This is a genomic window from Bradyrhizobium sp. BRP20, from assembly GCF_020194215.1.
Classification (GTDB): domain Bacteria; phylum Pseudomonadota; class Alphaproteobacteria; order Rhizobiales; family Xanthobacteraceae; genus Bradyrhizobium; species Bradyrhizobium yuanmingense.
Genome location: NZ_JADYVY010000027.1, coordinates 1 through 12,067, shown reverse-complemented (window position 1 = coordinate 12,067; position 12,067 = coordinate 1). Strand labels below are relative to the sequence as shown.

The 12,067-nt window shown below is 66.3% G+C and carries 8 protein-coding genes; 1 reads left to right on the top strand and 7 read right to left on the bottom strand.

The window, feature by feature from the left end; genetic code table 11:
- Window positions 1-339 precede the first annotated feature (339 nt).
- Window positions 340-2,787, bottom strand: coding sequence for an adenylate/guanylate cyclase domain-containing protein (locus I6F33_RS34890; RefSeq protein WP_225145549.1), 2,448 nt, complete (start codon window positions 2,785-2,787; stop codon window positions 340-342).
- Window positions 2,788-2,979: 192 nt separating this feature from the next.
- Window positions 2,980-5,040, bottom strand: a complete 2,061-nt coding sequence (locus tag I6F33_RS34885) for an AsmA family protein (RefSeq protein WP_225145548.1) — start codon at window positions 5,038-5,040, stop codon at window positions 2,980-2,982.
- Between the two features lie 250 nt (window positions 5,041-5,290).
- Here I6F33_RS34885 and I6F33_RS34880 point away from each other — a divergent pair, with 250 nt between their 5' ends.
- The gene (locus I6F33_RS34880; protein ID WP_036044931.1) at window positions 5,291-5,965 is read left to right on the top strand and encodes a Crp/Fnr family transcriptional regulator; all 675 of its coding nucleotides are present in this window, start codon (window positions 5,291-5,293) and stop codon (window positions 5,963-5,965) included.
- An 11-nt stretch (window positions 5,966-5,976) separates the two neighbouring features.
- Here I6F33_RS34880 and I6F33_RS34875 read toward each other — a convergent pair whose 3' ends face one another.
- From I6F33_RS34875 to I6F33_RS34855, 5 genes are all read right to left on the bottom strand, one after another.
- A complete protein-coding gene (locus I6F33_RS34875) occupies window positions 5,977-6,216 on the bottom strand; it encodes a DUF433 domain-containing protein (protein ID WP_225145547.1) in 240 nt (79 codons plus the stop codon).
- A 61-nt stretch (window positions 6,217-6,277) separates the two neighbouring features.
- The gene (locus I6F33_RS34870; protein WP_109141777.1) at window positions 6,278-9,424 is read right to left on the bottom strand and encodes an efflux RND transporter permease subunit; all 3,147 of its coding nucleotides are present in this window, start codon (window positions 9,422-9,424) and stop codon (window positions 6,278-6,280) included.
- The gene (locus I6F33_RS34865) at window positions 9,424-10,353 is read right to left on the bottom strand and encodes an efflux RND transporter periplasmic adaptor subunit (RefSeq protein WP_036015974.1); all 930 of its coding nucleotides are present in this window, start codon (window positions 10,351-10,353) and stop codon (window positions 9,424-9,426) included. Before I6F33_RS34865 ends, I6F33_RS34870 begins: the two co-directional genes overlap by 1 nt.
- 158 nt (window positions 10,354-10,511) lie before the next feature.
- A complete protein-coding gene (locus I6F33_RS34860; RefSeq protein WP_225145546.1) occupies window positions 10,512-11,183 on the bottom strand; it encodes an OmpA family protein in 672 nt (223 codons plus the stop codon).
- Window positions 11,184-11,330: 147 nt separating this feature from the next.
- Window positions 11,331-12,067 (bottom strand): tetratricopeptide repeat protein (locus tag I6F33_RS34855; protein ID WP_225145545.1); only part of this gene is annotated, 737 nt, incomplete at its 5' end.

The following is a 12,067-nucleotide window of genomic DNA, read 5'->3' as shown; positions in this document are numbered from 1 at the left end:
CCTAAAGTCAAGGTGCGCGCTTTCCGCCGCTGACATACGCCTATGCCAATCTCAGCCCAGCGCCTGTCTGAGCTGGCTCGTCTGCCAGATAACCTGATCGATGCATCCGATATTGCGGAAGCGAGCGATGCGTTTTTCGCGCGGCCAAATTGCATCAGCCGAAAGCAACGACGGGTGCGCTAAAGGCACCTCATACACAAGCTCCGATGATGCCATCCTACCCCTGTTTTGCCCGACAGTCAATCCAAATTTCGTAAAATCCGCATCTCTGGAAAAAGTCGTTGTGTTCTGAAAGCCTTCCCTACTGTGCATGGGGTTGTTTTCGCACTTTTGTTTTGGCTAGCCCCGCCGCCGCACCGCCGCGGCATCCACCACGTTCTCCACCTCCTCCCGCCAGCTCAGGATCTCCATCGCCAGTACCGGGTGGTTAAATCCCTTGAGCTGCAGATCATCTAGCGCGCGGGCTTCGACCCAGGGCTCGACCATGCCGTAGACGCGGCGGCTGACCACGATCTGGTTGGGCTTGGCTTCGCTGCAGAGGCGGGAGGCGAGGTTGGTGACGCTGCCGATCGCGGCATATTCCAGCCGCTGCTCAAAGCCGACCTGGCCGAGCGTGGCATAGCCGAGCGCGACGCCGATGCCGAAGCCGAGGCTATGACCGCGGTTGCGCCAGCGCTCGGTCAGGGGGCCGATCGTGTCGCGCATCTCCACCGCCATCTTCACAGCGCGCTTGGTGTGGTCCTCGAACTGGATCGGGGCGTTGAACAGGATCATCACGCCGTCGCCGGCATATTTGTCGAGCGTGCCCTCGTACTTGAAGATCAGCTGGCCAAGCGCGGCGTGATATTCGCGCAGCACGTTCATCGCCTCTTCCGGCTCGGTCGCCTCCGTGAACGCGGTGAAGCCGCGCAGGTCGCAGAACACCACCGTGACCTCGCGGCGTTGGCTGGTGAGCAACCCCTCGGGGCTGTCGGAGGAGGCGATCAGCTGCGCCACCTGCGGCGCCAGGAAACGCTCGAGCTTGCGGATGCGCTCGATCTCGCCGAGCTGGGTCCGGACGCGCTCCTCCAGCGACTTGTTCCAGTCCTTGAGCTGCTCGGTCTGCTCGCGGAGCTTGTCGGCTTGCGCGCGCACGGTCGTGTTCGCCGCCTCCAGCGCGTGGCTCTTGTGGTCGACCTCGGTAAACAGCTGCGCATTGCGCATCGCCAGCACGGCCTGGTTGGCGAAGGTGCGCATCAGGCCGATGATGCTGGGCGCGAACGCCCCGGTGGCGCGGCGCAGTACCACGAGCGAGCCGAGCGTGCCCTGCTGGTCGATCAGCGGCACCACCAGCACCGAGTTGAAGCCGGCCGCGAGCGCGGCCTCGCGCAGCGGCTGCTCGGCGGCATCGCCGAGCTCGGCCAGCGCGATCGGCTCGCCGCTGTCGGCGGCATCGCTCAGGATGTTGCCGCCTTGGGCGATGGTGACATGCGCGCCCTCGGCGGATTTGTCGATGCCGTTGGCCTCGACCAGGTTGAAGCGGCGTGTCTCGGCGTCGAAGCCGTAGATCAGCACCGCATCGGCACGGGTGATCTCGATGGCGCGGGCGGCGATGGTTGCAAGCACCGCGTTGAGATCGAGCGAGGAGGCCACCGCGCGGCCGACCTCCTCCAGCACCTTGAGCTCGTGGATCGACTGCGCGAGATCGCGGGTGCGCTCCTCGACCTTGCTCTCCAGGTTCGAATAGGTCTCCTGGATCTGGTCGGCCATGCGGTTGAACTGCCCGGCGAGGTCTTCCAGCTCGTCGGAGGTGTGCACGTCGATGCGGTGGCTGAAATCGCCTTCGCCGAGCTTATGCGCACCGTCGCGCAGCGCCGTGATCGGGATGATCATGCGGCGGGCGAGCAGCGTGCCGGCGAGGATCGCGACCATCAGGCCCATGCCGATCAGAAGCGCGATGCGCACCAGCTGGTCGCGGATCGGCATCAGGGCCTGCGTGGTCGGCTGCTCGAACAGCACGCTCCAGCCGAGCTTCGGCACGATGCTCGCGGCGCTCATCACCGCATGGCCATTGAAGTCGGTGCCCGACGTCTCGGCTTCGTGGCCGGGCGCGATCGCGGCCGCCACCTGCGGCAGTTTGGAGAGGTCCTTGCCGATCTCGGGCCCTTTCGATGACGTCGCCAGCACCCGGCCGCGCGGATCGACGACATAGGCGAAGGCGGCCTTGCCTACTTGCGCGTCGGACAGGAAGTCGGAGAGGAAACCGAGGTCGATCTCGGCCACGGTGACCCCGGCATTGAAGCCGGAATGCGCCACCGAGATCGACATCAACGGCGTCCGGTCGGCGAACCAGGCCGGCGCGTAGGTGACGCCGCGGGCGACGGCGTCGGTGAAGCGCACGTCGCGGGAGAGGTCGGCATTGCCGCCGGTGGTGGTCGATTGCCTGGAGACGCGCAGCACCTCGCGGCCGTCGCCGTTGAGCTGGAACAGCTGGTTGACGACGGAAACCTGATGCAGCAGCGACGCATAGTCGGCGCGGCGCTTCTCCAGCGTGTCCTGGCTCGCGCGCGTCACCCAGCTGATCTGGCGGTCGAGCTCGGAAATCGCCTGCTCGATGCGCCGGGCGGCCGCCTGCGCCTTGTCCTCCAGGCCGTCGGTCAGCTGTGTCCGCGTCGCGCGGTAGGAGATCCAGGTCTCCATCGCCCCGTTGATGGCAAGGACGAACACGACGAGGCCGACGAGGGAGACGACGTATTTGGCGAACAGGCCCTCGCGCAGAGATCGTGTCTTGTCGTTCGCTCCTGCCATCCCGATCCTCTCGCGCCGCCACTGACGCTGCGCGCTATGGGCCGTACAGGCCCTTCCAAGCCGTTCTAGCACAATTTGGACCGAAGGGCCGTCGCGCGGCCGGGGACCGGCCGGTGTGGTTACCCCCTGTGGCCTCCTGGGCAGGTGGACGGGCGGCGATGGTCGCAGCCCGATCTGTTCGAAGGAGGGAGCTTAGCGGTTGAAGAGCTGCCGCAGCACGTCGTTCATTGGCTGACTGTCCTGCTGCGCGGCCGGCGGGTCCTCCAGGGCGGGGGGCGCAGGCGAGGCCTGCGGCGCCGGCGTGGAGGGCGTTGCCGGCAGGCTGCGGTTGCGCCCGGTGCCGGTGCCAGTGCCGCTCCCCGCGCCGCTGGAGAGACCCTGCTGGATCAGATTGCCGATCGCTTCCCCGAGCGGGCCCCCGAGCAGATTGTTCTGCCCCGCTTGCTGGCCCTGCGGATTGGCATTGCCGGTTGCATTGCCGCCCGGCGCGACGGTGCCACCAAGGCCGAGGCTGCCGAGGATGTTGCCGAGTCCGGCGCCCTCGGGGCCGAACAGGCCCTTGCCCATCTCGCGCAGCTTGGCATAGGCGGCGTCGGGATTGTCCAGCATGCCGGCCATGTCGGGATAGATCCGCGGCTGCGACCAGGAGCCCTGGATCATCACGGGAATGCCGAAGCCGACCGGCTCGGAGGTGCGGCCCTGGCCTTCGGTCGTCATCACGAGCTTCGGCTCGACGCGAAAGCCCATCATCTTGGTGTCGAGCGCGATGGTGCCGGCGCCGGTGACGCGCACCAGCGGCCCGATCAGGTTGAGATCGGTCGTCACCGCCTGACCCTTGTCGATGCGGAAGGAGGCCGAGAGCTGCGACAGATCCGTGCTCTGCTCCTGGCTCGGGTCCTGGTTTCCGTTCTGGTTTCCTTGCCAGCCGGAGAGCGTGCTCGTCGTCAGCGAGCGGATCATCTGCGCGACATTGATGCCGCGGATGGCGCCGTCCTGGAAATTGACGAAGGCCGTCCCTTGCATGTTCGCCATCAGCGCGCGCTGGCTGTTGCCGGCGCTGCGCAGGGCGAGCTTGGCCTGCAGCTTGCCGTCGATGCGATCGAACTCGGCAAGGCTCTGGAGCAGCGGCAGCGCGCGCACGCCGACGAGGTCGGAATGCATCGCAAAGCTCGGCGCGCCGGTCGTCGCGTCCAGGATCACCTCGCCCGAGACCTGGCCGCCATAGGCGCCGAGATTGGCCGTGCCGGCCTTCAGCACGCCGCCGGCGAGCTTGGCGTCGAGCGCCAGCGGCGCAATGCGCGCATCGCCGATCACGGCCTCGTTGGCGGAGATCCGCACTTGCGCATCGACATAGTTGAGCCCGACCACGTCGATCGGCGCGTTGCTCCAGGGCTGCCCGGACACGCTTTCCGGCGATTTCGCCAGCGGCATGGCGAGCCGCTGGAAGTCGAGATCGACCTTGACCAGCGGCTTGCTCGCGATGTCGACGGAAGCCCAGCCGTTGAAGGCGCCATCGCCGAGCCTGCCGTTCACGCCGTTGATCATCACGACATTGCCGCTCAGCCGCATCTCGGCCTGGCCGGTGAGCTGGGACTTCAGCACGCTGGGCATGTCGACGGCGAAATCCACATGAAACGCCGGCCGTTCGGTCGGCGAGGCCGCCTTGATGTCGAACTTGGTCGGGTGATCGCCGACACGCGCGGTGCCGGTGATATTGACCTTGCGGTCGCGGTCCAGGGTCGCGTCGGCGTTGATGGCGCTGATGCGGCCCTCGACACGGTCGCGCAGGCGCGAGAATGCCACTTCGCCGTCGGTGACCTTGATGCGGTCGATGGTGGCGCCTTTGGTGTCGAGCGCGAGCGGCTTCGCAGGCGCGGCTGCATTCGGCAGGCGTTCGCGGAGCAGCGGCTGGTAGAGCACGGGATGGGTGACGACGAGCTCGCTGATCTCGGGCCTGCCGGACCACACGCTCGCGAGCGACATGTCGGCCTGCACGCGATCGATCGTCAGGCGGGTGATGCCGCTGCGGTCCTTGGGGTCGGCCAGCGTGAGGTCGTTCAGCGTGACGTTCAGCGTCGGCCATAGGCTGATCTTGGTGGTGCCGTCGATCGACAGCCGATAGCCGGTCGCACTCTCGAGGCGCGAGGCGATCGTCGAGGTCAGGAAGCCCGAGGGGATCCCGACCACGAGCAGAAGTGCGATCACGACGATGACGGCGGCCAAAGCCCCGCCGACGAATTTCAATGCTCTCATGTCGACTTTCCAGCGACGGACAATCCGCGCCGAACCCGGCCGATCACCCGTCCTTTGCGCCCGGAGTTTATCCCCGGACGGGAAGCGGCTCCAAGCGCGTAAAAATAGTCAGGGGGTGCTGCAAAGTTATGTGACTTATGACACACTTCTCCGGCGCTGTTTTACGCGATCCTGAAGTTGATGGTTTCAAGCGATTTGCCAAGACGATTTGCCAAGAGACGATGACCAGGACGTTCACAAGGACATTGACATGAGCAAGCAGGCCGAATTTGCGGTCATCCTGAAGATGAATCCGATGTTCGCCGATCTTGGCGCAGACGAGCTCCAGCGGCTGTCTAATCTCTGCCACACCCAGCATTTGGCCAGCGGCGAGGTGCTGTTCCAGAAGGGCGATCCCGGCAATGCGCTGTTCGGCGTGCGCCGCGGCCAGGTCCGCATCGAGACCGGCGCCGCCGACGGTAGCCGGCTGACGCTGAACTTCATGGGGCCGGGCGACCTGTTCGGCGAGGTCGCGGTGCTGGACGGCCAGAACCGGACGGCGGACGCGACCGCGGGCGAGGCCAGCGAATTGTTCGTGCTGCGGCGCGAAGACTTCCTCGGCTTCCTCGAGCGCGAGCCCAAGGTCGCGATCAAAATCATCGCGCTGCTGTGCCAGCGCATCCGCTGGCAGAGCGAGCGCATGGAAGAATCCATGCTGCAGCCGCTGCCGGTGCGGCTGGCGCGGCGGCTCTGCGCGCTCGCCGCCGATTTCGGTTCCGAGGTCCACATCTCGCAGGAGCAACTCGGCGTCTTCGTCGGCGCCGCCCGCGAAAGCGTCAACCGCCAGCTCCAGGCCTGGCGCAAGGAAGCGATCCTCGATCTCCAGCGCGGCCGGATCCTGCTGCGGAACATGACCAAGCTGACCGCGATCGCGCGGAACGAGTAGGGCGAGCAGTTTCACTCTTGCTCGGCGGGTGGAGACAGATCGACGGCTAGATCCTCGGCGAGGAACGCCGCGTACCGCAGTGCCTCATCGATGTCCTCGCGCTCGAGATACCGATATTCATTGAGGATCGATTCGCGCGTCTCGCCGGCCGCCAGCAGGCCGAGCAGCCGCGCAACCGGAAAACGCAGCGCGCGAATGCAAGCTTTGCCAGTGCAGACGGCAGGGTCCATCGTGATGCGCGCGAAGGCCATGCCATAGGCTAGCGGACGCAAACGACTTGCGCCACCGTGGGCTTCCAAGCTGGCGTGGACCCTACTCCGCCGCGGGCCGTGCGACGCTCGTCACCGCCGGCCTGGCTTCCGCCTCCGCAGCCCCATGATGGTCCGTCTCCGCATCCTCGCTGTGCACGATCAGCCGCTTGGCGAAGCGCCAGATCAGGGCGCCGAAATCGTCCATCACCATGAACATCGCGGGCACGAACACCAGCGACAGGAGGGTCGAGAAGATCAGGCCGCCGATCACCGCGAGCGCCATCGGCGAGCGGAATTCGCCGCCGGCGCCGACGGCCAGGGCGCTCGGCATCATGCCCGCGGCCATCGCGATCGTGGTCATCACGATCGGACGGGCGCGCTTCATGCCGGCGTCGATCATGGCCTCCTCGCGCGGCGTGCCGGCCTTGATGGACTCGATGGCGAATTCCACCAGCATGATCGCGTTCTTGGTGACGATGCCCATCAGCATCAGGATGCCGATCCACACCGGCGTGGTGAGCTGCTTGCCGGTGACGAGCAGGGCCGCGATCGCGCCGCCGATCGAGAGCGGCAGCGAGAACAGGATGGTGATCGGCTGCAGGAAGGTGCCGAACAGCAGCACCAGCACCGCATAGACCATCATCAGCCCCGCCGTGATGGCGGTCGCAAAACCCTCGGACAATTCGTTCAGGCTTTCGGCATCGCCCGAGGGCGAGACCTTCACGCCCTTCGGCAGGGTCTTCATGACCGGCAGGTCGTAGATCTTCTTGGTGGCATCGCCGAGCGCGGCGGAGCCGACGAGGTCGGCGGCAACGGTCGCCTGCCGTTCGCGATCGTAGCGGCCGATGCTGGTCGGACCCTGGTCGAGCTTGACGTCGGCGATGACCGAAAGCGGCACGCCGCCCTTCTCGCCGCGCTCGCCGAGCGGCACGCGGAGCTGCTCCAGCGTCTTCAGATCGCCGCGGGCGGCGTCCTCGAGCTGCACGCGGATCGGCACCAGGCGGTCGCCGACGTCGAACTTGGCGAGTGCCGGTCCGACGTCGCCGATGGTGGCGACACGGATGGTCTGCGACAGGCTTTCGGTGGAGACGCCGAGCCGTGCGGCGAGATCGGCGCGCGGCTCGATGCGCAGTTCGGGGCGCTCCAGCGAAGTTTCTGAGATGACGTTGGCGATGGTGGGAATGCGCTTCATCTGCGTCGCAAGCTCGCTCGCGACGTTGTTGACGATGTTGGGGTCGACGCCGGTCACCACCAGCGAGATCGCGCGCAGGCCGTTCTCGTCCAGGAACCAGAAGCGGATATCGGGAACGTTCTCCAGCTCCTGGCTGATGGAGAATTCGAGCTCGCGCTGGGTGATGTCGCGGCTGTCCTTGGGCGTGTAATTGATGATCAGGGCGGCGCGGCGCACCTCCTGGGTGCCCGGCGGGACGCGGCCGCCGTCGACGAAGATGCTCTTGACCTCGGGCCGCTTGCGCAGGCGCGCGACGATGTCCTCGGTGACCTTCTCGGTGTAGGCGAGCTGGGTGCCCGGCGGCAGCTCGAGCGCAAGCAGCGAGCGCGCGCTGTCCTGGGCCGGCAGGAAGCCCTGCGGCAGCAGCGTGATGCTCCAGATCGAGGCGGCGAAGACGCCGAGGCCGATCAGCACCGTGACGAAATAGTGCTTCACCGACCAGGCCACGATGCGGTGATAGGAGCGCAGGATGAGGCCGGGCGGCGGCTCCTCGTGCGTGCTGTGCTTGAGGAAATAGGCGGCCAGCACCGGCGTGACGAAGCGCGCGGCGAGCAGCGAGAAGAACACCTGCACCGAGACTGTGATGCCGAACTGCTTGAAGAACTGTCCGGCAATGCCCGACATGAAGCTCGCAGGCGCGAAGATGGCGATGATGGTCAGCGAGATCGCGATGACGGCGAGGCCGATCTCGTCGGCGGCCTCGAGCGCGGCCCGGTAGGGCGACTTGCCCATGTTCATGTGCCGGACGATATTCTCGATCTCGACGATGGCATCGTCGACAAGAATGCCGGTCGAGAGCGTGATGGCGAGGAAGCTGACGAGGTTCAGCGAGAAGCCGAGCAGGTCCATCGCCCAGAACGCCGGGAAGATCGACAGCGGCAGCGAGATCGCGGCGATGATGGTGGCGCGCAGGTCGCGCAGGAACAAGAGCACGATGATCACGGCGAGGATCGCGCCTTCGAACAGGGTCGAGATCGCCGCGTGGTAATTGCCGTTGGTGTATTCGACCGAGGTGTCGATCACCTTCAGGTCGACGTCGGGATAGGCGGCTTTCAGCGCGTCGATGCGCTTCTGCACGGCCTCGGCGACCTTCACGTCGCTGGCGCCCTTGGAGCGCTTGATGCCGAGCGCGACCACCGGCTCGCCGTTGAAGCGGGCGAAGGTTCGGCGGTCGGCGATGGTGTCGGTGACGGTGCCGAGATCGTCGAGCCGGACCTCGCCGCCGCCGAACAGCGGGATCATGGTGCCGGCGAGATCGCCAAGCGTCTTGGCGCCGGCGAGCGTGCGGATCGCCTGATCGTTCTTGCCGATCTCGGCGCGGCCGCCGGCGACGTCGACATTGGTGCCGCGCAGGCTCTGGCTGACATTGACCGCGGTCAGGCCCATCGCCTGCAGGCGATCGGGATCCAGCGAGACCAGGATCTCGCGCTCGACGCCGCCGATGCGCTCGACCTGGGCGACGCCGCGCACGCCCTGCAGCGCGCGCTTGACCACGTCGTCGACGAAATAGGAGAGCTGCTCCGGCGTCTTGCCGGGCGAGATCGCGGCATAAGTCACGATCGGCAGGCCGATGACGTCGACGCGCTGGATCAGCGGCTCGGTGACGTTCTGCGGCAGGTTGGAGCGCACGCGCGTCACCGCGTCCTTGACGTCGTTGAGCGCGCGGTCGGTGTTGGTCTCGAGCGCGAACTGGATCGTGGTGACCGACAGGCCATCGGTGATCGACGAGGTGATGTGCCTGACGCCCTCGACGCCGGAGACCGCGTCTTCAACCGTCTTGGTGACCTGGGATTCCAGTTCGGCCGGTGCGGCGCCGAACTGCGACACCGCCACCGAGATCACGGGGATGTCGGCCGAGGGCAGCCGTGTGATCGCAAGCTTGGTGAAGGACACCCAGCCCAGCACCAGCAGGATGATGGAGAAGACGACCGACGGCAGCGGATTACGGATCGACCATGCCGAGATATTGAGAGCCATCAGCGTACCCGCGTGCGATCGAGTTCATCGGCGAACATGGTCTTGATCTGGTCGCCGTCATGGAGCGAAGAGCCGGCGTCGGCCACGACGATTTCGCCGACCTGCAGCCCTTCCAGGATTTCCGTCGCGCTGTCGGACGACAATCCGACCCGCACCTTGCGTGTCTCGACGACATTGCCCTTGACGACCTGCACCGTGAGGTGATCGATCGCGGTCTTCGGGATCGAGACGCCGCAGCTTCGCTTGGCGTCGATCGAGGCGCGAGCGAACACGCCGACCTTGAGCGAGGGGTTGTTGGCGACGCTGATGCGGACCCGCCCGAGTTGCGTGGCGCGGTCGATCTCGGGTGCAACCAGCCGGACCCGCCCGATCAGGTCGGGCGCATCGTCGCGGCTGATCCGCACGGTGGCGCCGGAGGTGAGCTTGGACATGTGCACCGCCGGGACCTGGGCGTCGAGCTCGATCTCGTTGTTGACGGCGATGCGGAACATCGGACCGGCCTGCGGCGAGGCCGGCGCGCCGACGATGGTGCGGACTTCGGTGACAAGGCCCGGCGCGGGGGCTTTCAGCGAGATCGGGCCTTGCGGGCCGGGCCGCTGCGGCTGGCCCGGAATCTGCGGCGGCGCGGTCAGGCGCGCCAGCTCCTGATTGTCGGCGACAATCGTGCCCTCGGTGACCAGGAGGTCGGTGACCCTGGAGCCTTCCTGATCGGCAACGACCACCGCCTCGCGGCGCGGCACGAAGAAGCCGGTCACCCGCACCAGATCGGAGAAGCAGGCATTGGTTGACTTCGTCACGATGACGAGCGCCTCGCTTTGCGTCTCCTTCGGCTCGGGACGCTTGCGATGCTCGAACAGATAATAGCCGATGCCGAGCGCGGCGACGAACAGCACGGTTCCGGCCGGCTTGAGATATTCAGTCAAATTCATCGCCGGATCATCCTGACCTGGCTCACGGCCATCCGCGCGAGGCCCAAACGGAGCGCTTTTCTGACATGAAGCGGCGTCCCGCAAGGCTGCGGGACGCGCTTTGGAAACGAGACCTTACACGACATCACGACTTGTCACTGGCAATGGATTCGTCGTGCTCACTTCGATGCGGTGGTCTTGTTTTCCATGTTGACGACCTGCACGCGCCGGTTGGCCTCCGCCAGCGGCTGGTTCGGGTCCTTGAGCTTGCTCTTGCCGTAGCCGACGGTGACGAGATCGGTCGCGGAGATGCTGTACTTCTCGACCAGGTAGCGCTTGATCGAATCGGCGCGACTCTCCGAGAGGTCCTGGTTGTAGGCTTCGCCGCCGGCGGCGTCGGTATGACCGGCGACCACGAAGGTCGAGCCCTTCAGATCCGGGCTGGTCAAGGCGCGGCCGAGCGCCTGCACCGAGGGCAGCGACTTGGCGCTGATATTGGCGGAGTTGTAGTCGAACGTGATCTCGAGATCGATGTTCGGCTTGTCCTTGGCGGCCAAGGCGATTTCCTCGCGCTCGGTCGACGACAGCGAACGCGTCGAGCGGCCGCGCACCGACTGGATCAGCTTGGAGTCGGTCGCGCTCGGTGCAGGGGCGGTCTGCGGACCGATCGAGAGGCCGCGCGTCAAGGGCTTCTTCGGCGCCGGCGCCAGCGCGCGGACGATCTCGTCCTCGGTGATATTCTTGCTGTTGCCGTCATCGCCCGCATATGCGGCCGAGGTCGGCAGCGACAGCGCGGCGCCGACGGTGATGATGGACAGAATCGCGGTAAGCCAATTTGCAGCCGATCTCATTCCCAGTCCCTCCTGCGCAGCCAGCTCACGTGCTCTCAAAATTCAAGCAACACGCCCCCGAAAAAGCCTGTTGCGGCATCCGCCCATTGGTCTTCCCAGGGCTGTTCAAGGTTCGAGCCTTGGACGGGGGTCCGACTCAAAAAAATACTAGCGCACTCCGTAGCTTGCGAATTCCTGAACGATGTTCGGATCCATCGCCTTGGCATTGGCGATGTCCAGCGCCCCCTCCTGGGCCGAGCCGTTGCGTTGCTTGGCAAGGCCGCGTCCGTAGAGCGAGGACGTCAGGCGCGGGTTGATCTTCAGGGCCGCGTCGAAATCGGCGATCGCATTCTTCACCGCGCCCGACTTGAGATTGACGAGCCCGCGGCTGTCCAGTGCATCGACGAAGTTCGGCCGCAGCCGCAGCGCCTCGTTGCAATCCTTCAGCGCGGCCTGGAGGTCGCCGACCACGGTGCGGGTCCAGCAGCGGTTGTTGAGGGCCTCGACGTCCTTCGAATTGATCCGGAGGGTGTCGTCGAAATCCTTGATGGCGAGGCTGTAGGCGCCCTTGCTGGCATAAACCTGGCCGCGGCGGTACAGCGCGTTCACGTCGTCAGGGTTGGCGGCAATCTTGGCAGTCAGGCTCTTGATCGTGGGATCGTCAGCCAGGGCGGCAGCGCTCGGCCCACCGTCCGTGCTCGGCGCAGGAACGGGATCAACCGGCTTCACCGGCGGTGGCGGCGGGGGCAGGGCGGCCTCGATCTGCGGCCTCGGGGTGGGAGCAGGCGCGGGCGCCGGTGCCGGCGCCGCGACTGGAGCCGCAGGTGGCGGAGGCGCAGGAGCGGGAGCCGCAGCCGCGCTGTCGGCCGGCTTCGGCGGTGGTGGTGGTGTCGGCGGTGCGGGAG